Raw genomic sequence first — 24,661 nt, 5'->3', positions numbered from 1 at the left:
CGGTAGAACGAGGTTCCAGGAAAATGGAGCCACCGCCCTTATCGCTGAAGGCAGGCGCCATGGAGATCATCGTCGAGACCCGGCCGGGCAAGCTGCGCGGCCTGCTGGAGGATGGCGTCGCCGTCTTCCGCGGCGTGCCGTACGCCGCACCGCCCTTCGGCGAGCTGCGCTTTCGCGCGCCCGAGCCGCCCCCACCGTGGGAGGGCGTGCGCGACGCGCTCGCCAACGGCCCCACGGCGGCCAAGCGCGGTTACCGCCCGCCGCTGGACGAGATCCTCGCCGAGGTGGCCATCCCGGGCGAGGACTGCCTCAACCTCAACCTCTGGACGCCCGGCCTCGACGGGCGGCGCCCGGTCATGGTGTGGATCCACGGCGGCTCCAACCGCAACGGCTCCAACGCCGTCCCCCTGTATGACGGCAGCACGTTCGCCCGCGACGGCGTGGTGATGGTGGCGATCAACTACCGCCTGGGCGTCGAGGGCTGGGCCAGTTTCCCCGACGCGCCGGACAACCGCGGGCTGCTCGACCAGATCGCCGCGCTGACCTGGGTGCGGGAGAACATCGAGGCGTTCGGCGGCGATCCGGACAACGTCACCGTCTTCGGCGAGTCGGCCGGCGCGATCGACCTCGGGGTACTGCTCGGCATCCCGGCGGCCCGGCGGCTGCTGAACCGGGCGATCATCCAGAGCGGCGGGCCGGCCGCCGGCCATCGCGCGGCCGTCAGAAAGGCGACCGGTCAGATCGCGCGCCGCCTCGGCGTGCCCGCCACCGCCGCCGCCTTCGCCGACGTGGACCAGGAACGGCTGCTCGACGCGCAGGCCGCGGTCATGAGCAGGAGCGGCCTGGCCGGCGGGCCCGAGCTGGGGCCCGTGATCGACGGCGAGCTGGTCGCCGGGCCGCCGGAGGAGAACGTCGACCCCGAGGTGGAGGTGCTGATCGGGCACACCACGGAGGAGTACCGGCTGTGGTTCGTGCCGACCGGCGGCGTCGACCGTATGGGGCCGCTGATGGCCCGCCTGGCGATGCTCAAGATGGGGGTGAAAGGGCGGATCTGGCGCGGCTACAAGGCGTTGTATCAGGGAGCCAAGCCGGGCGAGGTGTTCGGGCTCGTGCTCACCGACCGCCTGGTACGGCTGGCCAACCGCCGCCTGGCCGAGGGGCGGCCGATCGGGCGCACGTGGCTGTACGAGTTCGCCTGGCGCTCGCCCGAGCGTGACCTGGGCGCGGCCCACGCCATGGAGATCCCGTTCGTCTTCGACGCGCTGGCCATGCCCGAGTCGCGCTGGATGGTGGGGGAGAACCCGCCGCAGGGCCTGGCCGACGAGATGCACGCGGCGTGGGTGCGCTTCGCCATCACCGGGGAGCCGGGCTGGCCCGCGTGGAACCCCTCGACCCGGCCGACGATGGTCTTCGACGCCGAATCGGCGGTCGTGGAGGACCACCGTGCGGAGGTGCACGCCCTCTGGGTTTAGGGCAGATCGCGCTGGAGCGACAGCGCGTACGCCTCGATGCGCTCGACCAGATCCACCTGCTCGGGATCCAGCAGCCATTGGGTCGCCAGGCCGTCGAGCGTGGCGATGATCTCGGCCGCCTTGCCCTCCGGGTCGAGGTCCGCCCGGATCTCGCCGCGTTCCTGGCCCGCGCGCAGCGCTGCGGCCACCAGGGCGCGCATCGCCCGGTAGCGCTCGCGGAAGTACTCGTGCGCGGGCGCGCCGGGCTCCAGATTCTCCGCCACCAGGACCGCGAACAGTTTGGTCAGCCCGCGTTCCTCCCGGTTGCGCCGGGCGAAGGCGGGCATCTCGCGGATCGTGTCCAGCCCGCCGAGCGCCGCCGCCTCGCGGGCGAAGTCGAGGCTCCTGCCGTCGCGCCACTCGATGACCGCGCGCAGCAGGCCCTCCTTGTTGCGGAAGTGGTAGAGCAGCCCCGGCTCGGTGATGCCCACACGCTGGGCGATCTCGGTCATTCCGGTGCCGCGGAAGCCGGTGCGGGCGAAGAGTTCGGCGGCCACGGCCGCGATCTCCTCCTTGCGGTTCTTCATATGGACAACTTACTTAGTTGTAAGTAAGCATGCCTCATGGACATCGCAGCTCCCCGCTTCGAACACCTCGACGAGGCTCTTGGCCTGGGCGAAAGCCGTCCGAGACTCTCCTGGACCGTTGACAGCGAAAGCCCAGGATGGCGCCAGAGCGCCTACGAGATATCGGCCCGGGGCGAGCGCGTCCTGGTCGAGTCGGCGGAGTCGGTGTTGGTCCCGTGGCCGTTCGCGCCGCTGGCCGCCCGCGAGCGCGTGGAGGTCGGCGTCCGCGTGCGCGACGCGGAGGGCGCGTGGACGGACTGGAGCCCGCCCGCCGTCGCCGAGGCCGGCCTGCTCGGCCCGGCCGACTGGACCGCGCGCTTCGTCGCGCCGCCGGGCGAGGAGCAACTCCTGCGCGGCGTGTTCACGGTACGGCCCGCCGTAGCGTCGGCCAGGCTCTACGCCACCGCCCTGGGCGTCTACGAGATCGAGCTCAACGGCGTCACGGTCGGCGACCACGTCATGGCGCCCGGCTGGACCAGCTACACCCACCGCCTGCGCTACCAGACTCACGACGTCACCACGCTCCTGCGCCCCGGCCCCAACACGCTCGGCGCGATCCTTGCCGAGGGCTGGTACCGGGGCCGCCTGGGTTTCCAGGGCGGTACCGTCGCCGTCTACGGCGAGCGCCTCGCGCTTCTGGCCCAGCTGGAGATCACCTACGCCGACGGCACCGTCCAGCGGTACGGCACCGGCCCCGACTGGCAGTGCGCCCCCGGCCCCATCCTGGCCAGCGGCATCTACGACGGCGAGACCCACGACGCCCGCCTGCGAACCCCCACCGGATGGCGCCCCGTCGACACGCTGGAGCACGACCTGTCCACGCTGGTGGCTCCCAGCGGCCCGCCGGTGCGCCGTACCCAGGAACTCGCCCCGAAAGAGATCCTGACCTCGCCGTCGGGACAGACCATCCTCGACTTCGGCCAGAACCTCGTCGGCCGCCTGCGCATCACCGCACGCGGGCAGGCGGGCGAGCGCGTCGTCCTGCGCCACGCGGAGGTGCTGGAGGGCGGTGAACTGTCCATCCGCCCCCTGCGCACCGCCGCCGCGACCGACGTCTACATCCTGCGCGGCGACGCGGAAGAGGTCTGGGAACCGCGCTTCACCTTCCACGGCTTCCGCTACGCCTCCGTCGAAGGACCCGTGGACCCGGCGCTGGTCCGCGCCGTCGTCTGCCACACCGACATGGAGCGCACCGGCCACTTCGAGTGCTCGGACCCGCTGGTCAACCGCCTGCACGAGAACGTGGTGTGGAGCATGCGCGGCAACTTCCTCGACCTGCCCACCGACTGCCCCCAGCGCGACGAACGCCTCGGCTGGACCGGCGACCTCCAGGTCTTCACCCCCGCCGCCGCCTTCCTGCACGACTGCGCCGGGATGCTCACCTCCTGGCTGGCCGACCTCGCCGCCGAACAGGCGCCGAACGGTGCCGTTCCCGTCGTGGTCCCCAACGTGCTGGGGGAGCGCGCCGTGATCGCCGCCGCCGGGTGGGGCGACGCCGCCGTCCTCGTCCCCTGGACCCTCTTTCAGCGGTACGGCGACGCCGGGCTCCTGGAGCGGCAGTTCCCCAGCATGCGGCGCTATGTCGACCATGTTGCGGAGCTGGCGGGTGATGGGCGGCTTTGGGATAGCGGCTACCAGTTCGGCGACTGGCTGGACCCTGCCGCGCCGCCGGACAAGCCGGGCGACGGGCGTACACCCAAGGAGGTTGTCGCCACCGCCTACCTCGCGCACTCCGCCAGGGTCGTCGCGGAGGCGGCGGCGGTGCTGGGACAGGACGCCGGGCCCTACACCGCTTTGTCCGCCCAAGTCCGGCAGGCCTTCGCGGCCGCCTATGTCTCGCCGGAGGGAATGGTGCTGGGGGATTCGGCCACCGGCTACGCGCTCGCCCTGCGCTTCGACCTGCTTCCCACGCGGGAGCAGCGGACGTTCGCCGGTGAACGGCTGGCCCGAGTACTCGCCGACGGCGGCCACCACATCGCCACGGGCTTCCTCGGAACCCCGGAGGTGTGCGACGCCCTGACCGAGGCCGGGCAGGTGGAGGCCGCGTACCGGCTGCTGCTCCAGCGAGAATGCCCGTCCTGGCTGTACGCCGTGACCATGGGCGCCACGACGATCTGGGAGAGATGGGACAGCATGCTGCCCGACGGCACCGTGAACCCGGGCGAGATGACGTCGTTCAACCACTACGCGTTCGGCGCGGTGGCCGACTGGCTGCACCGCGTGGTGGCCGGAATAGCCCCGGCGGCGCCGGGCTACCGCCGCATCCTGCTGGCCCCCCGTCCGGGCGCGAATCTGACACACGCGAAAGCGACCCTCCGCACCCCGTACGGAAGGGTGGAACTCTCCTGGACCCTGACCAGGAACACCATGACCACCAACGCCACCATCCCCCCGAACACCACAGCCCAGGTCACCCTCCCCCACACACCCCCCTTCGACATCCCATCCGGCACCTACCACTGGACCACCCCTTGGCCGGGGGCGGACGGCACGGCCAAGGGCTTGGCATAGGGCACTTCGCGCTTGGGCCCAAGGGCTCCGCATGGGGCGCTTCGCGCTTGGACCCAAGGGCTTCGCATGGGGCGCTTCGCGCCTGGGGCTCAGGCTGTGTTGAGTGGGGGCGCGGCCCCCACGCCCCGGTGGGGGCTGCCGCCCGGGTGCAGCCCTAGAAGGCTCGCAACACGCTCCAGGGTGACATACACAAGCATTGAGCCCCGGGATCCTCTGTGCTTGCAGGTCACACCTGTAGCGCAAAGACCTTCGCTGCGAAGGGCGCGAAGGGCGCGAAGGGCGCGAAGGGCGCGAAGGGCGCGAAGGGCGCGAAGGGCGCGAAGGGCGCGAAGGGCGCGAAGGGCGCGAAGGGCTCTGCGCGACCTGCCGTGGGCCGACGCGATCCGCCCCCGCAGGCGGCAGCCGTACCCTCTCGAAGGTCTTGAGAAAGCGTGGTTTTGGGGCGTTGACCGGAATGACATAGCTCACCTAGCCTGTCTGCTACCAATCAGTTGGTAGGTTTTTGGAGGGCGTATGGAAGACCGGCCCGGTCTGGTGGAAAAGCTCGCCTTCTTCGGCGGCGTCGCGGGTGGGGCGCTGATGGGCGCGGCCTCCGGTTTCCTCCTGCTGTACCTCACCGACGTGGTCGGCATCGGCGCCGCAGCCGTCGGCACCCTGATGCTGGTGGCCCGGATCGTCGACGGCGCGAGCGATCCGATCATGGGCTACCTCGTCGACCACCTACCAGTCACTCGGTGGGGCCGGTTCCGCCTGTACGTGCTCATCGGCGGCATCCTCTGCGCCGTCTGCCTGGTGGCGCTCTTCGCCGCCCCCGCCTGGTTCCCGAACGCCCTGCTCGCCGCCTGGATCACGTACCTGCTGTGGGGCCTCCTGCTCGACCTGTTCCAGATCCCGTTGACGTCGTTGCTGCCCGTGGTGGCCGGCGACGCGCGTACCAGAAGTCAGCTCGCGAGCATCGTCGGCCTCACCGGCCTGCTGGCGGCGGCGCTGAGCACCGGCGCCACGCTGCCGATCGTCAAGGCGCTCGGGGGCGGCACGGGCGGCTGGCTCACGTACGTCAGCATGATCGCCCTGGTGGGCTGCGTCCTGGTGACCGTCATGGCGGTGCGCGTGCGCGAGCGCGTCAAGCCGTTGTTGCCGGAGCGCTACCGGCTGTCCGATGTACGCCGCGTCTTCTTCGCCCACCGAGCCGTCCCGATCCTGCTCACCTCAAAAGTGGCGGTACAGGCGGCCAGCGGCTCCCTCACCGCCGCCATGCCGTTCTTCTTCCTCTACTACATCGGCGACCAGGCCTACCTCTCCGCCGCAGCCCTGGTCATGGCCGTGCCCATGGTCATCGGCGCGATCGTGGTCCCCGTCATGGCCAGGCGGCACGGCGCCAAACCCTGGTACCTCCTCAGCCTCGCCGTCTCCATCGCCGGTCTCGCCCTGCTGATGGCCGTCCCGCCGACGCCCCTGCCCGTGCTCGCCTGCTTCGCGCTGACGGGCTTCGGCTTCGGCGGCGCCGTGGCGCTCGGTCTGGTCCTGCTCGCCGAACTCGCCGACTACACCGAGTGGCGGTACGGCTTCCGCACCGAAGCCTCCCTCGCCGCCATGACCTCGTTCGCCACCAAGGCGGGCAGCGGTGTGGGCGGCGGCCTGCTCGCGTACACGCTGGCCGCCACCGGCTACCGCAGCGGCGGCGTCGCCCAGGGCTCAGAAGCGATCCAGGGCATCCTGTACGCCCAAAGCCTGATCCCGGCCGCCATCGGCATCGTCGGCGCCCTGGCCTTCGCCGCGTACCCGATCACCCGCGAAGTAGCCGCCCGCGCCGCCGCCGACCTGGCCGCCCGCAAAGTCCCCCTCCCCCAGCCCTGACCCCGTCCGACCCAGGGGCCGCATGCGGTGCGCCGGGTGAGTGCACGCGGTACCCGCTGGGGTGGGTGGACGCGGTACGCGCTTGGTTGGGTGCACGCGGACCCTGCCCGGCGGCGGGGAGAAAGCTACCGAGTGCTTGGTAGCTGGGAAAACCTACCTACTGATAGGTAATTTTTGGTAAGGTTTGTTGCATGGTAGCCAAGAGGCGCTATGCCGTCGGGGTGGCTCGCAGGGAGCAGATTCTCGAGGCCGCTCGTGAGGTGTTCAGCGTCAGGGGCTATCGCGGTGGGTCCATGCGGGACGTGGCCGCGCGCGTGGGGCTCAGCCTGGCGGGGGTTTTGCATTACTTCCCGTCCAAAGAGGATCTGCTGGCTGAGGTGCTTCAGCAGCGTGATGACATCGATATTCCGTGGTTCGAGGAGAAGTGGGCTGAACTGGGGAGCTTCCGGCTGGCGGTGCGGGAGCTTCAGGTACGGAACATGGGGCGGGCCGGGGTCATGCGGTTGTTCGTCACGTTGTCGGCCGAGGCCGCTGACGCCCAGCATCCGGCGCACGACTTCTTCGCGAAGCGGTACCGGACGAGTCGGGAGCTGTTCTCGGCCACGCTGGCCAAGGCTCAGGAGCGGGGCGAGGTGGTGGAGGGCGCGAGCGGGCCGTTGCTGATCGCCGTGCTGGACGGGCTGCAGGTGCAGTGGCTGCTGGAGCCGGACTTCGACCTTCTGACCGCCTTGGACGCCTACCTCGACAGCATCACGCGATAGGCCTCGCCAGAAGCGAGGTGGTTCCGCGCCCCATGGGCGCCGGCGTTGTCGCCGGGCTTGTGATTCTGGTGGTTCGCGGGTTCTTCGCAGGCTTGCGGACTCACGGCTCGGTGGCGGTGGTTGGGCGTCATGTCGGAACGGGGTTGTTGGGGTTCTGGTGTCTGGGCGGGCGGGGAGGTTGGCCGCGCGGGGAGGGCGAGCGGTTGGGGAGGGCGGCTGTTCGGATGTGCTCACCGAGATGCGCGTGCTGGCCGAGCGGCAGCCGTGGAGGCGCGGTGTCGGCCGAGCGGAACTGCGGCGGGCGGTGTCGGCCGGGAGTTGCGCCGGGCGGTGTCGGCCGGGAGTTGTGGCGGGGCGGTGCTGGCCAGGAGTTGTGCTGGGGTGGAAAAACGACCTATCGGTTGGTTGATTTGTTAGGGTGGCGGGTATGCCGTCGAAACGACCGTACGCCGTGGGGATCGCCCGGAGAATGCAGATCCTTCAGGCGGCCCGAGAGCTCTTCAGCGTCCGTGGTTACCGGGGCGCGTCGATGCGAGACGTGGCGGCGGAGGTCGGGCTGACGCTGGCTGGAGTGTTGCACTACTTTCCGTCCAAGGAAGAGCTGCTGGCCGAGGTGCTTCAGCAGCGGACCGACATGGACGTCCCCTGGTTCGAGCAGACGTGGGCCGAGCTGGGGAGCTTTCGGCTGGCCGTTCGCGAGCTGATGGTGCGGAACATGGCCGATCCCGGGGTCATGCGGCTGTTCGTGACGCTTTCGGCTGAGGCCACCGATCCCGGGCATCCCGCGCATGACTTCTTCGTCAAGCGGTACCGGACGAGTCGGGAGCTGTTCTCGGCCACGCTGGCCAAGGCCCGTGCCAATGGGGAGATCACCCGGCCGGTGAACGGGCCGTTGCTGATCGCTGTGCTCGATGGTCTGCAGATCCAGTGGCTCATTGAGTCGGACTTCGACCTGCTTGGGGCGCTCGACGCCTACCTGGACTCCATCACCGGGTGATCCCCGACGCGTACGTGCCCGACCGGCTCCCTCACCGCCCGGCCCCGGTCACCCGGTTCCGGACGTGCCGGTCGGGCCCCACCTACAGCACCGGCCGGCTCGCGCCGGCCGGACCCAAGCCGCTACTCCGCCTCACGCGGAGAGCGCCGTGTGGAGAGCGCCGCCGGGTGGGAGCGCGGCTCGCGGTCGACCTCAGCAGGGGAACGGTTTCACCAGCCCGCCCGTTCATTCACCTCGTCAGCCAGTTTGTCCAACCGCTCCGGATCCAAATAGGCCCCGGGAAACCGGGCGAGCCGCCGCACCGGCACCGACCCGGCCATCCGCAGAGCCGGCTCAGTGAGAAAGCGCGAATGGGACTGCCCGGTCTCGGCAGGCGGTCGCATCTCCCGTCGCAGCACGTCCAGCCCACCCGGCGCCGCAAGCCAATCAGCCAAGGGCGAATCAGGGGTGATGGCCGCCGGTAGCGGCTGCTTGGTGCCCTCCATCTCCACCGTGGCCGCGACCCGCAGGTCCCGGGAGGAAGCGCCGACGTGGATGGTGGCGGTGCCCGGGTCGATGGTCCAGCGCCGCCGTACCGGATGGAAGTAGGCGAAGTCGCGGAAGGAGAGGTAGAAGCGCACGGTCGTGGAGGCACCCGGCTCTAGAGGGACTTTTCGGAAGGCGCGCAGTTCGCGGGCGGGGCGGCGGACGTCGTGGCTGGGGGCGGCGACGTAGACCTGCGCCACCTCCTGGCCGGCCCGGTCGCCGAGGTTGGTGATGCGGACGCTGACGCGGACGACGAGCTCCTCGCCGGAGCCGCGGGTGTGGACATCGAGGTCGGAGTAGCCGAACTCGGTATAAGACAGGCCGTGCCCGAACGGGTAGCTGACCGGCGCGTCGAGCGCGTCGTGGTAGCGGTAGCCGACGAAGACGCCCTCGGTGTAGCGGACGGTGCCGAGTTCGCCGGGAAAGTCGAGGTAGGAGGCGGTGTCCTCCAGGCGCAGCGGGATGGTCTCGGCCAGGCGCCCGGACGGGTTGACCGCGCCGTAGAGGACGTCGGCGATCGCGCCGCCGCCGGCCTGTCCGAGCAACCATCCTTCCAGTACGGCCGAGGCCGCCCCATCCCAGTCCGCCACCCTGACCACACCGCCGTTGGACAGCACGACGACCACCCGCGTCCCGGTGGCGGCCACGACGTCGAGCAGCGCCCGCTGATTGTCCGGAAGCTCCAGATGCGTACGGTCGTATCCCTCACCCTCGTCCTCCGGCGGCAACCCGAGGCAGACGACCGTGGTCGCGGCGCGCGCCGCGACGGCCCGCGCCTCCTCCTCCAGCTCGGGTGAACGGCCGGCGTCGCCCAGCCGGTATCCGGGCGCGTACTCCAGCTCCCGCCCGGCCAGCGCGCGCATCTCGGTGAGCACGTCGTCCAGCCGCGTGGGCACGATGTGGGAGCTGCCCGCCCCCTGATATCGGGGGGTACGCGCGAGTTCGCCCACCACCGCCACCGAATCCTGGAACCCCAGAGGCAGCACGCCGTCGTTCTTCAGCAACACGGCACACTGACCGGCCACCTCGCGCGCCAGCCGGTGGTGTGCGCCGGCGTCGAACGTCCCCTCGCCGGGCTGGGCCCGCGCGACCAGCGCCAGGACGCGGGCGGCGGAGGCGTCAAGCAACTCCTGGTCGAGCGCGCCGGCCTCGACCGCCTTGACCACCGACGCGTCGGAGGCGCGGCCGGAGGTCGGCATCTCCAGGTCCAGGCCCGCCCAGAGCGCCGCCACCCGGTCGTCGACCGCGCCCCAGTCGGACACGACGACGCCACGGAAGCCCCACTCCTCGCGCAGCACCTCGGTCAGCAGCCACGGATGTTCGGAGGCGTACACGCCGTTGACCCGGTTGTACGCGCTCATCACCATCCACGGCTTCGCGACGGTGACGACGTGCTGGAAGGCGGGGAGGTAGATCTCGCGAAGGGTGCGTTCGTCGACCTCGGCGCTGACGCGCATGCGGTCGGTCTCCTGGTTGTTGGCCGCGAAGTGCTTGACGGCGGCGCCGACGCCTTGCGACTGGATGCCGAGGACGAGCGCGGCGCCGAGCACGCCGGACAGGCGCGGGTCCTCGGAGAAGTACTCGAAGTTGCGGCCGCACAGCGGGGAGCGCTTGATGTTGACGCCGGGACCGAGCAGCACCTGCACGTCCATCGCACGCGACTCCCGGCCGAGCGCCTCGCCCACCCTGCGCACGAGGTCCGGGTCCCAGGAGGAGCCGAGCGCCACGGCGGGCGGGAAGCAGGTGGCGGGCGCACTGTGCCCGACTCCCAGATGGTCGCCGTCGTCCGGCTGGCGGCGTACGCCGTGCGGCCCGTCGCTGAGCGTGATCGACGGTATCCCGGCCCGCTCGATGGCCTGGGTACGCCAGAGCGACTCGCCGGAGGTGAGCGCGGCTCGCTCGGCGAGGGTGAGCCGGTCGAGAGGGTTGTCTGTCATGCGTTTCCTTTCGCGGTCAGGGCGCGCAGTACGGCGAGGCTAACAAAAACTACCGATCAATTGGTAGGCATTCGCCGAGGCCGTTGACGGGGTGATTCACTGGCCCTACGGTGAGGCTACCAATCAGTCGGTAGGTTTTTTGGAGCAGCGCATGCGCAGACGCACCGCCGTACTGTCCGCCGCCTGCCTGATCACGGCAGCGTGCTTAACCGCGACCACCCCGGCCGCCGCCCACACCACCCCACCCCCAACCACCACCCAAGCGTCATCCGATCAGACCGGGACCGCCCTCACCCTGTCCGGCCAGCACAGCCCAGCCACGAACGGCACGCCTGTGAACGGGACGCCCTTGAGGGGCACGCCGGTGAAGGGCAAGGCCACGGACGGACCGTCAGAGGACGGCCGAGCTACGAGCGGCACGCCTGTGAACGGGATTCCCGCGGATGGGACGTCCGGGGATGGGAAGTCCGCAGACGGACCGGGGCAGCCAGAGGGCGGGACGCCCGCGGGCGGCTCGCCTGGGGACGGCGAGGCTGCGGAGGGCCTGGCGGCGGAGGAGGAGGCCAAGGATTTGCTGACCGGTCCGCTGGCCCAGCCCGTCTGGTTGTGCCGTCCCGGCAAGACGGCCAACCCCTGTGGCCAGGACGCCGCCGGCAACCCCATGGACCCCGTGATCACCGGCAGGTACCCGGACGGCCACCAGGTCGGCCTGGACGCCACCGTCATCCGCCCCGACGGCACCACGACGAACGAACCGCTGCCCCCACCCCAGTCCCCGAAGGTGGACTGCTTCTACGCCTACCCCACCGTCAACCTGCTGGCCAACCCGCTCCTGCTGCTCGGCGGCAATCCGCCGGTCGCCAGGGAGAGCGAGGCCGCCGTCACGCTGACGCAGATGGGCCGCTTGACGAGCAACTGCCGGGTGTTCGTGCCGCTCTACCGCCAGGTCGCTCTCACCGGCTACCTGCTGGGCGCCATCATCCCGCCGCACTTCGAGACCGCGTACCAGGACCTGAAGCAGGCCTTCCGCCAGTACTGGGACACCGACAACATCGACCCGGCCACCGGCGAGCGGCGCGGCGTCATCCTGCTCGGCCACTCGCAGGGCGCCTTCCATCTGGCCCGCCTGCTGCAGGAGGAGTTCGACGGCAACGCGGCCAACACGAAGAGCCTGGTCGCCGCCTACATCGTCGGCGCCGAGGTCAGGGTGCCGGTCGACGCGCCGTCCGGGGGCGGCTCGGACCCGGTCTCGACGTTCCAGCACCTGCCGGCGTGTGAACGGCCGAGCGGCCAGGCCCCCGTGCCGGTCGGCTGTGTGGTGGCGTTCAACTCGGCCGATCTGCAGCCCGGCCACGAGGAGACGGTCGCCTTCGGCCGCGCGCCGGACCCGGCGCACCGCGTCCTGTGCGTGAACCCGGCCGCAGTCCTGGCCGGCGGACCCGCGGACGCGACCACCCCCATGCGCCCCTACATGCCGACCAAGAAGCTCCTCAGGGGGAACCTGCTGGCACCGGCCGGTTCGCTCAGCCTGCTGCTCAACTTCACGCCGACCGCGCATCCGACGGGCTTCGCGGCGTACGCGGACCTGGCCACGGGAAGGTGCGCACGCACCGACACCAGCAAGGGCAGGCTCGACTGGCTGCAGGTGGACGGGCTGGACGGCATCCGCTCCTCCAACTCGGCCCTGGGCCTGCACGTCCTCGACTACAACGTCGACGGCGGCGGCCTGGCCGCACTCGCCGCGGCCCAGGCAGCGGCCTGGACCGCGAGCGCCGAATAGCACCTCACCGACGGGACAACAGGTCGCGGAGGGCCTTGAGCACCAGCTCAGGGTCCTCCTCGGCGACGAAATGCCCGCTGGTGATCGTGCGATGCTCGAGATCCGGCGCCCAGGCGCCCCAGAGTGCGACGGCGTCGTAAGGCAGCACGGCACCCCAGTCCTGCTGCAGTACGGTCACCGGCATGCCCAGCCGCCGCCCCGCCGCCCGATCGGCCAGATCATGCTCACGGTCGACGCCGGCGCTGGCCCGGTAGTCGGCCACGATCGAGGTCACCGCCTCCCGCGAGGCCCGCAGATACTCCGCCCGCACGCCGGCCGGGATCGCCTCGGCCCGGAGTACCCACGTGTCGAGGAAGTGCCCGAAGAACTCGTCGGACGCCGCGGCGATCAGCCGTTCCGGCAACCCGGGCGGTTGCGCCATCAGGTACAGGTGGAACCCGACCGCGGCCGCCACCCCGTTCATGACCTCCCACATGTCGGCGGTGGGCAGCATGTCGATCGGCGCCAGATGGGTGATCGCGTCCGGATGGTCCAGCCCGGCCCGGAAGGCGACGAGCCCGCCCCGGTCATGTCCGGCCAGCGCGAACCGTTCGTGCCCGAGCGCACGGGCCAGCTCGACGACGTCCTGTGCCATGCGCCGCTTGGAGTAGGTCTGCCCGTCGAGGTCGGCCGGCTTGTCGCTGGCGCCGTACCCGCGCAGGTCGGGGACGATCACCTGATGGCCGGCGGCGAGGGCGGGGGCGACGTGCCGCCAGATGAGGTGGGTCTGCGGGAAGCCGTGCAGGAGCACGATCGGCGAGCCGGAGCCGCCGACGGCCACGTTGAGCGAGACGTCCCCGTCGACGGGGACGCGCTGGTAGGTGAATCCTTCGATACCGGTCATGGGGAACAGCCTGGAGCGCGGGTGTTGAAGAACGATGGAATCCGTCTTCAACGCCCGAGCGCGGCGAGTGCGGCCTCCAGGGCGGCTTTGCCGTGGACGACCTGGTGCGTTCCGGCCTCCCACAGGCCGAGGGCGAGCAGGCCGCGGGCGTAGGCGATCCTGGGGTCGGCGGGGGAGAAGGGGTCGGCGGGCGGCGGGTCGAGCGCCCCGACCAGGGCCAGCGCGCGGGCCACCACGAGCGTGCTGCCCACCGTCAGCTCGGGGTCGGGCGCGCCGCGGTGACGCCGGTCCATGGCGGCCAGGCACGACGCCTCCTCCAGCAGAAGGTCACGGGCGCCGGGATCGGTCATGGCACGTTCCGCCGCGCCGGTGACGGCCGCCAGCCAGCTCGCCTGCACGGTGGCGAGCGCCGCGCGCCGCTCCGTCTCGGGCGTGCGGGCGAGCGCGAAGTCCCGCAGCAGGTCGTGGTAGCGGTAGCGACCGGCCGCGGCCGACTCCAGCAGGCTGAGGTCCACGAGTTCCTCGCAGGTCCGCTCGGCCTCCCGCGCGTCGCGGCCGAGCACCGCCGCCGCCAGCTCCACGGTCAGTTCAGCGCTGTCGGGTACGGCCAGCCGCCGAAACCCCCTGGCCAGTTCTTCCCCAAGCTGGTCATAGCTCAGCGCGAACGACGCCTCCACCCCCAGATCCCCCACCCGCAGCTCACCCAGCCGCTGCTCGGACAGCCGGGCCAGCAGGTCATCGACGCTCCACCGGGGCCGCGCCGCCAGCCGCGCTCCGGCCACCCGCACCGCCAGCGGCAGGTACCCGCACGCTGCCACCACCTGCGCGGCCGTCCGCCCGGAGGGAACCCGGGCCACCGCGGTGAACAGGGCGACGGCCTCGCGCTCGGGCAGCACGTCGAGGTCCACGTGCCGGGCCCCGATGAGGTCGGACAGCCGGGCGCGGCTGGTGACCAGCGCCCCGCTGCCCGGCCCTGACGGCAGCAGCGGCCGGATCTGGGCCGCGGAGGCCGCGTTGTCCAGCAGGAACAGCACCCGCCTGTCCGCGGTGAGCGTGCGCAGCAGGGCGGCCCGCGCTTCCTGGCCGGGCGGGACGCGCCCGGCGCCGAGGGCGTCGAGGAAACGTTCGAGCACCAGGGCGGGGTCGGCCGGGTCCGCTCCGGCACCGCGCAGGTCCACGTGGAGCTGGCCGTCGGGGTACCGCTCCCTGACTCGGTGCGCGACGTGGACGGCCAGCGCCGTCTTCCCGACGCCGCCGAGCCCGGAGATCGCCACCACGCCGGTCCGCAGAAGCTCCTCGACTGCCTTCACGGCCTCCCGCCGCCCGGTGAAATCGGGAATGTCCCCCGGCAACTGGGCAGGGATCGGGCCCGCCGTACCGGCAAAGGGCGGGCCGGCGGGAAGCGAGCCCGTGATGACCTGCCGGTAGACGTCGGCGAGCTCGGACGACGGCTCGACTCCCAGCTCCTCGTCCAGGACGCGGCGCGCCTCGGTGAAGACCCCGATCGCCTCCGACTGCCGCCCGGCCCGGTACAGCGCCCGCATCAGCAGGGCGCGCACGCTCTCCCGCAACGGGTACGCGGCCACCAGCGCGCCCAGCTCGCCGGTCACCTCCACCCCGGCCTCCAGGTCGGCGGCCAGCCGCCGCTCCAGCACGGCCAGCCGCTCCTCCTCCAGCGCGGCCCGCCTGGCCTCGGCGTAGGGGCCGGGCAGGTCGGCCAGCGGCTCACCCCGCCACAGGGCCAGCGCCTCGGGCAGCCGCCCTGCGTCCCGCAGCCGCTCGAACTCCGCCAGATCGGTCGAGACGCGGACGAGCCGGTAACCGGATCCGACGGACACCAGCGACTCGCGGCCGAGCACGCCGCGCAGCCGGGAGGCGTAGGTCCGCAGGACGTTGCGGGCGGTGGCGGGCGGGTCGTCGGCCCAGAGCACGTCGATCAGCTGGTCACGGCCGAGTGTGCGGCCCTCGGCCAGGACCAGGGCGGCCAGCAGCAGCCGCTGCTTGGGCGAGCCCAGGTCGAGCTCGACCGGCCCGCGCCGCGCGCGGACCGGGCCGAGCAGGCCGAGGTGCAGCGTGTCGTCCATCCTTCGACCCTACGGGTGCATCAGCGCGTCCTTGCTGATCCGGCCGATGTCGTCCACGCAGCGGCCGAGGCCGAGCGCGACCGTCTCGACCGGGCGCTCGGCCCGCTGGACCGGCACCTCCAGTTCGAGCCGCAGCCGCCGCGCCAGTCCGCGCATGAGCGCGCCGCCGCCGGTCAGCACCGCGCCCCGGTCGGCCACGTCGGCGGCCAGGTCGGGGGAGCAGCGCTCGATGACCTCGCGGGCGGCCCGTACGATCATGCTGACGGTCTGCCGGGTGGCCTCGTACACCTGCCCGGCGGAGATCGCCACGATGCCGGCCCGGCCGGAGCGGTCGACGCCCCGCACGCTCGCCGTCCGGGTCACGGGCCGCCAGGCCGAGCCGATGCCGCGCTTGGCCACCTCGGCGGACTGCTCGGTGATGTCGAGGCCGTGGTCGTGCTTGACCTGGGCGACGATGGCCCGGTTGACGTCGGCGCCGCCGGACTGGACGGTGGCGGCGTGCACGACGCTGGCGCACGAGACGACGGCGATCCTGGTGGTGTCGCGGCCGATGTCGATGATCATGTTCCCGGCGGCCTCCCTCACCGGCAGGCCGGCGCCCAGCGCGGCGGCCAGGCCGTGGTGGACGAGGTAGACGCGCCGGGCCTCGGCCTGGAAGGCCAGGTCGCGCAGGGCGTTGCCGGCGAAGCCCGTGCTGTCGGCGGGCAGCGCGATGACCATGCGCGGACGGGAGAACGGATGGCCGTGCACCTTGCGCAGGAAGTGCCGGATCATGCGCGTGGTCAGGTCCACGTCGGCGGGGACGCCGCCGACGACGGGCCGGATCGCGACGGGGTCGGGGCCGGTGCCCGGCGGGGTGTCCGCGCCGTAGCCGATCACCTTGCCGGTGGTGGCGCAGCGGACGACGAGTGAGGGTTCGTTGATGACGATGCCGCGCTTCCTGGCGTAGATCTGGGTGCTGGCTGCTCCGAGGTCCAGCGCCAGATCCTGGCCCAGGATGCGCATGGGGTTCATATCGCACCAATCGGTCGGCGGGTCATGTTGAGCCTCATATCCGGCGAAGTTCCACCACAACCTCAAGAACGTTCGATCCTTTGACGGGTTGAGTAGGGCTACTCACCTCATATGCGCTTAAAGCCCCATGTGTCGGACCCTCTCCAGGTCAGAACCTGGTCACATGAACGGCCTCTACGCACTCAAGCCCTGGTACGCCGCCCGGCTGGGTGGCGTGCGCGCCCTCCTGGTCGCCCGCGAGGTACCCCCGTGGGCCATCACGGCCGCCGGGGTCGCCTTCGCGGCCGCGGCGGGAGCCGTACTGGCGACCGCTCCCGCGGGGCCGCTCGCCGCGCTCGCCGTCGCGCTGCTCCTGGCCGCCCGGCTGGCCTGTGCCAACCTCGACGGCGGCGTCGCCCGCGAGAGCGGGCGCGCCACCCGGTTCGGCGCCGTCGTCAACGAGCTGGGCGACCGCCTCGCCGAACTGGCCGTGCTCGCCGGCTGCCTCGTCCTGGCCCCGCCCGCGCTGGTGGCGAGCGCGGCGCTGGCGGCCACCCTGCCGTCGTGGGTCGCCCTGGCCGGTGCCGCCGCGGGGGCGCGGCGCGCGCAGGGCGGCCCTGTGGGCAAGACCGAGCGCTGCGTGCTGCTGGTCGCCTTCGCCCTCACGGGCTGGGCGCCGTGGCTGATCGTGCTCGCCGCCGGCTCGGCGATCACCGCCCTGGTACGGCTGGCGCGCATCGGAAAGGAACTGGCGTGATACTCGAGACCGCTCCCTTCCTGGCCGGCGCGCTCGGCGCCAGCGGCGTGGCCGTGTGGATCTCGCACCGGCGCGAGCTCGTCCAGCGCTGGCTGACCTGGGCCGTGGCCGCCCCGGTGGTGACGCTGGCGCTGCTGGCCGGTCCGGTCGGCGCGGCGGCGCTGGCCGCGGCGCTCGGCGTCGTGTGCGCCGCCGAGTACGCCCGGCTGGTCCGGTTGCGCCCGCCGGAGGCCCTGATCCTCGCCGGCGCCGCCGCCGTGCTGCCGTTCCTGCCCTCGCCGCTCGCCGCGGGCCCGTTGCTGCTGCTGGCGCTCGTCCTCGTCCCGGTGCTCGGCGGCGACGCCGAGGACGGCGGCAGGCGGGCCGCGTACTCGGTCTTCGGACTGCTCTGGATCGCGCCGCTGAGCGCCCTGGTCACGCTCGCTCCGGCGACCGCGTTCGCCCTCGTCCTGGCCGTCGCGCTCGCCGACGTCTGCGCCTGGTGCGGCGGCAGGCTCCTGGGCGGGCCCGCGCTGTCGCCGCTGTCCCCGGCCAAGACCTGGGGCGGGGTGGTCGGCGGCGCCGTGGGCGGCCTGACCGTCCTGTTCCTGCTGGGCGAGCTCACCCCGGTCACCGCGCTGGCGGTGGCAGCCGGGGCGCCGCTCGGCGACCTGCTGGAGTCGATGCTCAAGCGGGGCGCCGGGGTCAAGGACGCGGGCACCTGGCTGCCCGGCTTCGGCGGCCTGCTGGACCGCGTGGACTCGCTGCTCGTGGCGCTGGCCGTCGTGGTGGTGCTGCCGTGAGGCTCGGGGCCGCGATGCGGCGGCGGCTGTGGCGTACCGCCTTCGCCTGCAGCGGCGGCCTGGCCGTCGAGGGCCCGGTGCCGGGCGGGCCGTGCGTCGTGGTCGCCAACCACTGCTCTCACGCCGACACCGCCGCCCTGCTGGCCGCGCTGCCCGCGCGGCTGCGCCCGTCGGTGGCGGCCGCCGCCGACTACTGGTTCGCCAACCGGGCGCGGGCGCTGGTCTGCCGGACGCTGGTCTCCGGCTTCCCGGTACGGCGGGGCGGTGGCGGCTCCAGGGACCTGGCGGCAGCCGTACGACTGCTGGACCAAGGCCGGGTCCTGGTCGTCTACCCGGAGGGCACCCGCTCGCGCGACGGCCGTGTCGGCGACTTCCACGGCGGCGCGGCGCGGCTGGCCGAGGCGGCCGGTGTCCCGATCGTCCCGGTCCTGCTGGAGGGGACCGGCCGGGTGCTGCCGGTGCACGGCCGCCTGAGCCGCGCCCCGGTGACGGTCCGCTTCCTGCCGCCCGTGTCCGACCTGGAGACGGCACACCACCTCATGCGCTCCCGACAGCTCCCGACAACTCCCGAAGGGTGAAATTTCATGAAGTGGGCACTTATGCGGCTCCTGATGCGCACCGTCGGCCGGACCAGCCGCGGCATCCGCATCGGCTACCGCCACGGCTTCGACAGCGGCACCATGCTCGACTACGTCTACGTCAACAAGGCCCACGGCCGGCCCCTCGACCGGATCTACCTGAACTCGGTCGGCTGGCGGGCCATCCGCGCCCGCCGCGATCTGCTCAAGGAGGTCATCAGGGACGAGGTCTCGGCCAGGGCGGGCCGCGCGCTGATCCTCGACGTGGCCGCCGGGCCCGGCCGCTACCTGCAGGACGTCGCCAGGGAGCAGCCCGAGGCCGAGGTGGTCTGCCGTGACCTGGCCGCCGACGGCCTGCGCCTGGGAAGGGAACTGGCCAAGGAACGCGGTCTGGCGAACATCCGCTACGAGCGCGGCGACGCCTTCGACCCCGAGCCGCTGGACCGGCCGGCCGACATCATCGTGGTCAGCGGACTGTACGAGCTGATCCTGGACGACGAGACGATCAGGAAGTCCCTGGCCAGGCTGCGCGACCTGCTCGCCCACGACGGCGTGCTGATCTTCACCACGCAGACCCGCCACCCGCAGCTGGAGTTCATCGCCAACGTGCTGCCCAACCGCGACGGGCGGCTGTGGGTGATGAAGTGCCGCTCGGCCGAGCAGCTGCACACCTGGGCCGTCGAGGCCGGGTACGCCGACGTCGTCAGCAGGCGGGAGAAGGTCGGCCTGTTCACGGTGACCACGGCGACTCAGCGGCCGGAATGTATGACCATGGACGCATGCAGACACGACTGATCGGTCAGATGAGTGTCAGTGCCATCGGGCTCGGCGCGATGCCGATGTCGGTGGAGGGCCACATGCCCGACGAGGAGCAGTCGATCAGGACCATCCACGCGGCCCTGGACGCCGGGATCACGCTGATCGACACCGCCGACGCCTACACGCCGACGGAGGCCGAGGTCGGGCACAACGAGCGCATCGTGGCCAAGGCGCTGGCGAGCTGGGGCGGCGACAAGGACGCGGTGCTGGTGGCCACCAAGGGCGGGCACACCCGGCCGCGCGGGCGCTGGGACGTGGACGGCCGGCCCGAGTACCTCAAGCGGGCCTGCGACCGCTCGCTCAAGGCGCTGGGCGTCGAGTCGATCGGGCTTTACCAGCATCACCGGCCCGACCCGGCGGTGCCGTACGAGGAGTCGATCGGCACGCTCGTGGACCTGCTCGACGCCGGGAAGATCCGGATGGCCGGGATCTCCAACGCGAACCCGGCCCAGATCAGGCAGGCCAACGAGATCCTCGGCGGGCGGCTGGTGAGCGTGCAGAACCAGTACTCGCCGAGCTTCCGCAGCAGCGAGCCGGAGGTGGACGTCTGTGAGGAGATCGGCGTGGCGTTCCTGCCGTGGGAGCCGCTGGGCGGCATGAACCACGTCGGCCGCCTCGGCCGCCGCCACGCCGCCTTCGGGGAGGTCGCGGCCGAGCGCGGGGTCTCCCCGCAGCGGGTCTGCCTGGCGTGGGAGCTGGCCAGGAGCCCGGTGGTGATCCCGATTCCCGGCTCAAGCCGCCCGGCGACGATCCTCGACTCGCTGGCCGCCGCCGACCTGGAGCTCACCGAGGAGGAGCTGGCCAGGCTGGGCTGACGCGGTGCCCGGTTTCGCGTCAGGTCGGCCGTCGTGCGAAGCTGTTGTGGTCCCCAACACCAGGAGGTCCTCATGGCGGAAACACCGGAGCCGGAAGTCAGCGAAACTCCCGAGGACGAGATGAAGCGCAAGTTCCGGGAGGCCCTGGAGCGTAAGCGCAATCAGCACTCCGACTCGGGTGCGGGTGGCAGGGGCACGGATCAGTCAAAGATCCACGGCGCACACGGCCCTGCTGCCAGCAAGCGTTCGTTCCGGCGCAAGAGCGGCGGCTGAGTCGGCGTTCTGAGGGGGTACGGCTTGGCCGTACCCCCCTTTTTCTTGACCTTCTTAGGTAGATCTTCGCCCGTTTCATGGCGATTGTTTTGCTTTTGCCGTCTTTGGCACTTACAGTCCTAAGCGTTACCAGCTGGCGACCCGACCCTTCACCAGGAAGAGGCGGCCGGCTGGCGCCGAATCCCGTACCCGCGGGAACCGGGGAACCAATGTTCCTTGGGGTGAATCCGACGTACGCGTCGGTAGGGCATCTCCACGCCCGAACCCGTCAGCTAACCCGGTAGGCGCGATGGAGAGGACTGATCTTTTCATGCACCACCGCGATGAACCCCCATTCCGCGTAGTTTCACCCGCCGCCTACTGAGCGGCCCCTTCCCCAGGCTTTCCCCCCGCGCTTTCGCGTAGCGTCCGTTCGGCTTTGTGCCCGGCTACGCCGCTTTGACGAGCGCATTTCCCCTGTCCCCGCACAAAGGACTTCTCTTCTTCATGTCTTCCCGCTTTGGCATGCGTTCTTTCACCATGCTCGCCTCCGTCGCCGTCATCGGCGCGGTCACCCTCAGCACCGGCGCAACCGCACACGCGGATGACTTCTCCGAGAAGAAGCCCCTTCTCAAGGGCTCCACCACCGCCTCCTACTACTGGGACGACGCCTCCGGCCGCAACGGCGACACCGGTCTTCCCGCCTCCGGCAAGCCCATGCAGAAGGGCCTGGCCGCCAGCCCGAGCTGGCCCCTCCTGACCGAGGGCTACGTCATCTACAAGGGCAAGAAGGAGCCGTTCTTCGTCGGCGACCGCGGCCCCGGGGTCCCGTCGAACAGGGGCATCATGCTCGACCTCGACGCCAAGACCTTCGCCTCGCTGACCGGCGGCAAGTTCAACTCCAGCTCGCTGAGCGTCGACGGCGTCGGCGGCCAGGGACACATCAAGATCGAATACGTCATCACCAAGTGGGGCCCCGGCGTGGGCAAGAAGAACCACCCCGTCGCCTTCTCCACCGGCGCCTGGTCCCGCAAGGACGCCCGGCCGGCCACGCCCCCGGTCGTGACCGCGGAGGAGAAGACCGAGAAGAAGGACGAGGAGAGGCCCGAGACCCCGGCCGCTCCCGCCCAGGTCGCCGAGAAGGCTCCCGCGCAGGCCCCTGAGAAGGCCCCTGTGAAGGCTTCAGCGCAGGACAAGGCGCCGCAGGCCGAGCTGGCCGCGGCGGTCACCACCCGCGAGACCGAGTCGAACGGCGTGGGCGGGCTCGCCCTCATCAGCGCTCTGGCCCTCCTGAGCGGCGGCATGTTCCTGGCCCGCGGCCGCATCCGCAAGGCGTTCGACCGCTGACCTCTTTACTCACGAGGAACAGAATGTGATTCTGTTCCTCATGGGTCAGCGCGCCGCCGTCAACGGCATCGAGATCGTCTACGACAGCTTCGGCTCGCCACAAGCACGGCCGCTGCTGCTCATCATGGGGCTCGGCGCCCAGCTCATCCACTGGGACGAGGAGTTCTGCGAGCTCCTCGCCGAGCAGGGCCACCACGTCGTCCGGTTCGACAACCGCGACGCCGGTGAATCCACGCATCTTCACGAGGCGGGCGTTCCGGAATTCGGATCGCCCGCTTCGCCGTACCTGCTGGCGGACATGGCGCGGGACGCGGCCGGGCTGATCGACGCGCTCGGCTGGCCCGCCGCGCACGTCGTCGGCGCGTCCATGGGCGGCATGGTCGCGCAGCAACTCGCACTCGACCATCCCGGGCGGGTGCGCACGCTGACCTCGATCATGTCCACGCCCGGACCGCAGGTCGCGCCGCCCACGCCGGAAGCCGGCGCGGCCCTGATGTCGCCCCCGCCGCCCGACCGCGCGGCCGCGATCGCGCTGGCCCAGCGGACCTGGGCGGTGATCGGCTCGCCCGGATACGACCTGGACACCGAGCGGATCGCCCTGCTGGCGGGGCTCGCCTATGACCGGGCGCACGACCCGGCGGGGACGGCCCGTCAATTGGCCGCCATTCTGGCCTCCGGTGACCGGACCGAAAGGCTGGCCCGGCTGGCCGTACCCACGCTTGTCCTGCACGGAGAGGACGACGCGCTCATTCCGGTCGCCGGCGGCCACGCAACCGCTGCGGCAATTCCGCGCTCAAGACTGGTCACGTTCCCCGGAATGGGGCACGATCTGCCCAAGCCACTCTGGTCGCGGTTCGTGGAAGAGATCACGAAACACACGGCCGGGTGACCCGCGTCGCGCGGCCGTTCCCCCACGGCGGCCGCGCGACGCCCTCAGACCTCCAGCTTCTCCTCCACGTTGCGCAGGTGGTGGCGGGCCATCGCCAGGTTGGCCCGGCCGCGGTCGAGCGCCAGGTAGAGGAACAGGCCCTTGCCGCCGCGCCCGGCCATCGGCCGGATGATGTGGTACTGGGTGCCGAGCGTGATGAGGATGTCCTCGATGGCGTCCTTGAGGCCGAGCGAGTCCATCGTGCGCATCTTCGCCTTGACCACCTCGGTGTTGCCCGCCGCCGCGACCTGCAGGTCGAGGTCCTTGGAGCCGCCGAGGGTGCCCAGCGCCATGCCGCTGCCGTGATCGACCACCGCCGCGCCGACGGCGCCGTCGATGGCCATCATCTCCTTGAGGGAGACGTCCATGCCGGCCATGCGTACCTCCTTGTGTGTGTTCACCGCTGTCGCGATGCGATGGCGGCCAGCGCGGCCGCCGTCTTGCGCCCCTCCAGCCGCAGCAGGCCGAGATTGGCGCCCGGCTCGGCCACGACGGTGAGGACGATGGTGGGTCCCGCGGCGTAAAGGGCGGCGAACCCGGCGCTGGCCGACACCAGCGTCTCCTGCAGCACACCCTTTCCCGCGAGGTCGGCCATGCGCCGGCTGAGCGCCAGCACCGCCGCCGAGAGCGCGGCGGTCTGGTCGCACCGGTCGCCGGGCAGGTCGCCGGCGATCGGCAGCCCGTCCACGGTGCAGGCGACGCTGCCGCTGACCTCGGGCACGCGCTCGCGCAGCCTGGACATCTCGCTGAGCACCCGCTCGCAGAGTTCCACGGAGGGTCTCCTTCCGTTCCGTCGCAGGGCGCGTAGGCGCAGGCTCGTCGCGGAGAACCTCACGCCAGCTCCTCCAGCGCCCTCTTCACCGCGGCCAGGACATTCGGGTCACTCTGCGGGAGAGCCGGCGGCACGGCCCGATCCAGCGCCCGCCCGCGCCGGCGCGGCATCAGCGGCGCGACCAGAAGCCCCGCGGCGGCCAGGCGGCGGACCGCGAGCAGCACCGAGTAGGCGGGCTGCCCCAGCCGGTCGGCGAGCTCGGCCGGCGTCGCCACCCGGTCGGCGCCGAGCAGGATCTCCCACTCCAGCGCGCTCACGGTCGCCCGATGCCCGGGCAGCCGCGCGGCCGGGGTCACCGGGACGTCGTCCAGCTCGGCCGAGGACCAGATCTGCGCCAACTGGGCTCTCCTTCGCGCGCATTCGCCGACCAGCCAGGCGAGCTCGAACTCCAGCCGGGTGTCCGGCCGCGGGCACTCGCCCGGCCGGAACTTCGGCCGCGCCGCCGGGAGCTCGGCCGGCAGCAGGAAGTAGGCGGCGTCCAGCACCGCGCCGGCCACGCAGAACTCCAGCTCGGCCCTGCTGTAGGCGCCCGCCCCGCCGTGCGCGGTCAGCAGCCGCTCGACCGACGGCGTGCGCGGGCACTCCAGGTGGGCGATCCGCCCTTCGCGCAGGTACGCCTTGCCGGCCGGCGGCACGTTGAGCGAACCGGTGGCGCGTTCCCTGGCCAGACCGGTGAGCAGCGTATGGACGGCGGCCACGACGTCAGCCCCGCAGCCGGCCGCTGATCGAGCTGAGCTGGTGGCGGGCCAGCGCCAGGTTGGCGCGGCCGAGGTCGAGCCGCACGTAGATCACCAGCGGGCCGTCGAAGGGCATCTCCACCGGATGGAGCAGGTGGTAGCCGTCGTCGGCGACGACGATCAGGTCGTCGATGCGGACCGTTCCACGGTGGGTGGCGCCGGCGAGGGCGTCCATGGTGACGCGCAGCGTCTCGCCGAGCGCGGGCGCCGACCGCTCGGCCTCGCCGCGCCCGCCGGAGGCCATCACGGTTCCGCTGAGGTGATCCATCACCAGCGCGTCGAGGACACCCGGGATGTCCATCACGCTGAGGAGGCAGTCGTCAAGTGCGAGCACTGACGCAGCGTAGAGCCGGACGGCCATCCCGCCCCGGGCCGCGGGGAAGGGCTTTGCTCCCCAGCGGAAGATATC

At 71.7% G+C, this 24,661-nt stretch carries 23 protein-coding genes and 1 riboswitch; of the genes, 14 read left to right on the top strand and 9 right to left on the bottom strand.

The window, feature by feature from the left end:
* The first annotated feature begins 59 nt into the window (after window positions 1-59).
* Window positions 60-1,472, top strand: coding sequence for a carboxylesterase/lipase family protein (locus ACIBI5_RS08465; protein WP_397244569.1), 1,413 nt, complete (start codon window positions 60-62; stop codon window positions 1,470-1,472).
* Here the strand turns inward: ACIBI5_RS08465 and ACIBI5_RS08460 are convergent.
* Complete coding sequence (locus ACIBI5_RS08460) at window positions 1,469-2,038, bottom strand: TetR/AcrR family transcriptional regulator (protein WP_397244567.1); 570 nt, start codon at window positions 2,036-2,038, stop codon at window positions 1,469-1,471. The genes ACIBI5_RS08465 and ACIBI5_RS08460 overlap by 4 nt on opposite strands.
* Before the next feature lie 36 nt (window positions 2,039-2,074).
* Between ACIBI5_RS08460 and ACIBI5_RS08455 the strand changes: the two genes are divergently transcribed.
* The 4 genes from ACIBI5_RS08455 (at window position 2,075) to ACIBI5_RS08440 (ending at window position 8,203) form a co-directional block, all read left to right on the top strand.
* The gene (locus ACIBI5_RS08455; protein WP_397244565.1) at window positions 2,075-4,588 is read left to right on the top strand and encodes a family 78 glycoside hydrolase catalytic domain; all 2,514 of its coding nucleotides are present in this window, start codon (window positions 2,075-2,077) and stop codon (window positions 4,586-4,588) included.
* A 513-nt stretch (window positions 4,589-5,101) separates the two neighbouring features.
* Complete coding sequence (locus tag ACIBI5_RS08450) at window positions 5,102-6,445, top strand: MFS transporter (RefSeq protein ID WP_397244563.1); 1,344 nt, start codon at window positions 5,102-5,104, stop codon at window positions 6,443-6,445.
* A gap of 191 nt (window positions 6,446-6,636) precedes the next feature.
* The gene (locus ACIBI5_RS08445) at window positions 6,637-7,206 is read left to right on the top strand and encodes a TetR/AcrR family transcriptional regulator (protein ID WP_184960145.1); all 570 of its coding nucleotides are present in this window, start codon (window positions 6,637-6,639) and stop codon (window positions 7,204-7,206) included.
* 469 nt (window positions 7,207-7,675) lie between these two features.
* Window positions 7,676-8,203 carry a TetR/AcrR family transcriptional regulator gene (locus tag ACIBI5_RS08440; RefSeq protein WP_379610431.1) on the top strand — a complete coding sequence of 176 codons (528 nt, stop codon included), beginning with the start codon at window positions 7,676-7,678 and terminating at the stop codon, window positions 8,201-8,203.
* A 209-nt stretch (window positions 8,204-8,412) separates the two neighbouring features.
* On the opposite strand, the gene ACIBI5_RS08435 is transcribed toward ACIBI5_RS08440, so the two are convergent.
* Complete coding sequence (locus tag ACIBI5_RS08435) at window positions 8,413-10,665, bottom strand: glycoside hydrolase family 3 C-terminal domain-containing protein (protein ID WP_397244561.1); 2,253 nt, start codon at window positions 10,663-10,665, stop codon at window positions 8,413-8,415.
* A 151-nt stretch (window positions 10,666-10,816) separates the two neighbouring features.
* Here ACIBI5_RS08435 and ACIBI5_RS08430 point away from each other — a divergent pair, with 151 nt between their 5' ends.
* On the top strand, window positions 10,817-12,445 hold the full coding sequence (locus ACIBI5_RS08430) for a DUF3089 domain-containing protein (protein ID WP_397244559.1): 1,629 nt from the start codon (window positions 10,817-10,819) through the stop codon (window positions 12,443-12,445).
* A gap of 4 nt (window positions 12,446-12,449) precedes the next feature.
* Here ACIBI5_RS08430 and ACIBI5_RS08425 read toward each other — a convergent pair whose 3' ends face one another.
* The 3 genes from ACIBI5_RS08425 to ACIBI5_RS08415 are packed head-to-tail and all read right to left on the bottom strand — an operon-like array spanning window position 12,450 to window position 16,426.
* Window positions 12,450-13,328 carry an alpha/beta fold hydrolase gene (locus ACIBI5_RS08425; RefSeq protein WP_397244557.1) on the bottom strand — a complete coding sequence of 293 codons (879 nt, stop codon included), beginning with the start codon at window positions 13,326-13,328 and terminating at the stop codon, window positions 12,450-12,452.
* Between the two features lie 47 nt (window positions 13,329-13,375).
* Window positions 13,376-15,412, bottom strand: a complete 2,037-nt coding sequence (locus ACIBI5_RS08420; RefSeq protein ID WP_397244555.1) for a BTAD domain-containing putative transcriptional regulator — start codon at window positions 15,410-15,412, stop codon at window positions 13,376-13,378.
* A 9-nt stretch (window positions 15,413-15,421) separates the two neighbouring features.
* A complete protein-coding gene (locus ACIBI5_RS08415; RefSeq protein ID WP_397244553.1) occupies window positions 15,422-16,426 on the bottom strand; it encodes a rod shape-determining protein in 1,005 nt (334 codons plus the stop codon).
* Window positions 16,427-16,589: 163 nt separating this feature from the next.
* On the opposite strand from ACIBI5_RS08415, the gene ACIBI5_RS08410 reads away from it, so the two are divergent.
* The 8 genes from ACIBI5_RS08410 (at window position 16,590) to ACIBI5_RS08375 (ending at window position 22,644) form a co-directional block, all read left to right on the top strand.
* Window positions 16,590-17,162 carry a CDP-alcohol phosphatidyltransferase family protein gene (locus ACIBI5_RS08410; RefSeq protein ID WP_397244550.1) on the top strand — a complete coding sequence of 191 codons (573 nt, stop codon included), beginning with the start codon at window positions 16,590-16,592 and terminating at the stop codon, window positions 17,160-17,162.
* Window positions 17,159-17,944, top strand: a complete 786-nt coding sequence (locus ACIBI5_RS08405) for a phosphatidate cytidylyltransferase (RefSeq protein ID WP_397244547.1) — start codon at window positions 17,159-17,161, stop codon at window positions 17,942-17,944. The genes ACIBI5_RS08410 and ACIBI5_RS08405 overlap by 4 nt, the downstream gene beginning before the upstream one ends.
* Window positions 17,941-18,522 carry a lysophospholipid acyltransferase family protein gene (locus tag ACIBI5_RS08400; RefSeq protein ID WP_397244544.1) on the top strand — a complete coding sequence of 194 codons (582 nt, stop codon included), beginning with the start codon at window positions 17,941-17,943 and terminating at the stop codon, window positions 18,520-18,522. The genes ACIBI5_RS08405 and ACIBI5_RS08400 overlap by 4 nt, the downstream gene beginning before the upstream one ends.
* Before the next feature lie 6 nt (window positions 18,523-18,528).
* A complete protein-coding gene (locus tag ACIBI5_RS08395; RefSeq protein WP_397244542.1) occupies window positions 18,529-19,317 on the top strand; it encodes a class I SAM-dependent methyltransferase family protein in 789 nt (262 codons plus the stop codon).
* Complete coding sequence (locus tag ACIBI5_RS08390) at window positions 19,302-20,156, top strand: aldo/keto reductase (protein ID WP_397244540.1); 855 nt, start codon at window positions 19,302-19,304, stop codon at window positions 20,154-20,156. The genes ACIBI5_RS08395 and ACIBI5_RS08390 overlap by 16 nt, the downstream gene beginning before the upstream one ends.
* A 72-nt stretch (window positions 20,157-20,228) precedes the next feature.
* Window positions 20,229-20,429: a DUF5302 domain-containing protein gene (locus tag ACIBI5_RS08385; protein ID WP_184960130.1), complete on the top strand. Its 201-nt coding sequence runs from the start codon at window positions 20,229-20,231 to the stop codon at window positions 20,427-20,429.
* A 164-nt stretch (window positions 20,430-20,593) separates the two neighbouring features.
* Window positions 20,594-20,731, top strand: a riboswitch (cyclic di-AMP (ydaO/yuaA leader).
* 184 nt (window positions 20,732-20,915) lie between these two features.
* Window positions 20,916-21,755 (top strand): hypothetical protein, encoded by an 840-nt coding sequence (locus ACIBI5_RS08380; RefSeq protein ID WP_397244538.1) that lies wholly within the window; start codon window positions 20,916-20,918, stop codon window positions 21,753-21,755.
* Window positions 21,756-21,780: 25 nt separating this feature from the next.
* Window positions 21,781-22,644: an alpha/beta fold hydrolase gene (locus ACIBI5_RS08375; RefSeq protein WP_397244536.1), complete on the top strand. Its 864-nt coding sequence runs from the start codon at window positions 21,781-21,783 to the stop codon at window positions 22,642-22,644.
* Window positions 22,645-22,688: 44 nt separating this feature from the next.
* Here the strand turns inward: ACIBI5_RS08375 and ACIBI5_RS08370 are convergent, their stop codons facing one another.
* From ACIBI5_RS08370 to ACIBI5_RS08355, 4 genes are read right to left on the bottom strand one after another with little or no spacing between them, the layout of a single operon-like run.
* A complete protein-coding gene (locus ACIBI5_RS08370; RefSeq protein WP_184960524.1) occupies window positions 22,689-23,060 on the bottom strand; it encodes a hypothetical protein in 372 nt (123 codons plus the stop codon).
* Between the two features lie 20 nt (window positions 23,061-23,080).
* Entirely contained in the window at window positions 23,081-23,455 is a 375-nt protein-coding gene (locus ACIBI5_RS08365; RefSeq protein ID WP_397244534.1) for a roadblock/LC7 domain-containing protein, read from the bottom strand.
* Window positions 23,456-23,514: 59 nt separating this feature from the next.
* Window positions 23,515-24,213 (bottom strand): hypothetical protein, encoded by a 699-nt coding sequence (locus ACIBI5_RS08360; protein WP_397244532.1) that lies wholly within the window; start codon window positions 24,211-24,213, stop codon window positions 23,515-23,517.
* Window positions 24,214-24,217: 4 nt separating this feature from the next.
* Window positions 24,218-24,586: a roadblock/LC7 domain-containing protein gene (locus tag ACIBI5_RS08355; protein WP_397244530.1), complete on the bottom strand. Its 369-nt coding sequence runs from the start codon at window positions 24,584-24,586 to the stop codon at window positions 24,218-24,220.
* Between the last annotated feature and the right edge of the window lie 75 nt (window positions 24,587-24,661).

Origin of the sequence: Nonomuraea sp. NPDC050540 (assembly GCF_044457485.1) — a bacterium.
Classification (GTDB): Bacteria; Actinomycetota; Actinomycetes; order Streptosporangiales; family Streptosporangiaceae; genus Nonomuraea.
Note: the sequence above shows the minus strand (reverse complement) of the source record. Positions and strands in the feature narration are given on the sequence as shown.

Coding starts and splice junctions, on each gene's coding strand:
- ACIBI5_RS08455 (WP_397244565.1), top strand. CDS start 2,075: ATGGACATCGCAGCTCCCCGCTTCGAACACCTCGACGAGGCTCTTGGC.
- ACIBI5_RS08380 (WP_397244538.1), top strand. CDS start 20,916: ATGTCTTCCCGCTTTGGCATGCGTTCTTTCACCATGCTCGCCTCCGTC.
- ACIBI5_RS08420 (WP_397244555.1), bottom strand. CDS start 15,412: ATGGACGACACGCTGCACCTCGGCCTGCTCGGCCCGGTCCGCGCGCGG.
- ACIBI5_RS08435 (WP_397244561.1), bottom strand. CDS start 10,665: ATGACAGACAACCCTCTCGACCGGCTCACCCTCGCCGAGCGAGCCGCG.
- ACIBI5_RS08395 (WP_397244542.1), top strand. CDS start 18,529: ATGAAGTGGGCACTTATGCGGCTCCTGATGCGCACCGTCGGCCGGACC.
- ACIBI5_RS08415 (WP_397244553.1), bottom strand. CDS start 16,426: ATGAACCCCATGCGCATCCTGGGCCAGGATCTGGCGCTGGACCTCGGA.
- ACIBI5_RS08445 (WP_184960145.1), top strand. CDS start 6,637: ATGGTAGCCAAGAGGCGCTATGCCGTCGGGGTGGCTCGCAGGGAGCAG.
- ACIBI5_RS08425 (WP_397244557.1), bottom strand. CDS start 13,328: ATGACCGGTATCGAAGGATTCACCTACCAGCGCGTCCCCGTCGACGGG.
- ACIBI5_RS08370 (WP_184960524.1), bottom strand. CDS start 23,060: ATGGCCGGCATGGACGTCTCCCTCAAGGAGATGATGGCCATCGACGGC.
- ACIBI5_RS08465 (WP_397244569.1), top strand. CDS start 60: ATGGAGATCATCGTCGAGACCCGGCCGGGCAAGCTGCGCGGCCTGCTG.
- ACIBI5_RS08430 (WP_397244559.1), top strand. CDS start 10,817: ATGCGCAGACGCACCGCCGTACTGTCCGCCGCCTGCCTGATCACGGCA.
- ACIBI5_RS08385 (WP_184960130.1), top strand. CDS start 20,229: ATGGCGGAAACACCGGAGCCGGAAGTCAGCGAAACTCCCGAGGACGAG.
- ACIBI5_RS08460 (WP_397244567.1), bottom strand. CDS start 2,038: ATGAAGAACCGCAAGGAGGAGATCGCGGCCGTGGCCGCCGAACTCTTC.
- ACIBI5_RS08440 (WP_379610431.1), top strand. CDS start 7,676: ATGCAGATCCTTCAGGCGGCCCGAGAGCTCTTCAGCGTCCGTGGTTAC.
- ACIBI5_RS08450 (WP_397244563.1), top strand. CDS start 5,102: ATGGAAGACCGGCCCGGTCTGGTGGAAAAGCTCGCCTTCTTCGGCGGC.
- ACIBI5_RS08410 (WP_397244550.1), top strand. CDS start 16,590: ATGAACGGCCTCTACGCACTCAAGCCCTGGTACGCCGCCCGGCTGGGT.
- ACIBI5_RS08390 (WP_397244540.1), top strand. CDS start 19,302: ATGCAGACACGACTGATCGGTCAGATGAGTGTCAGTGCCATCGGGCTC.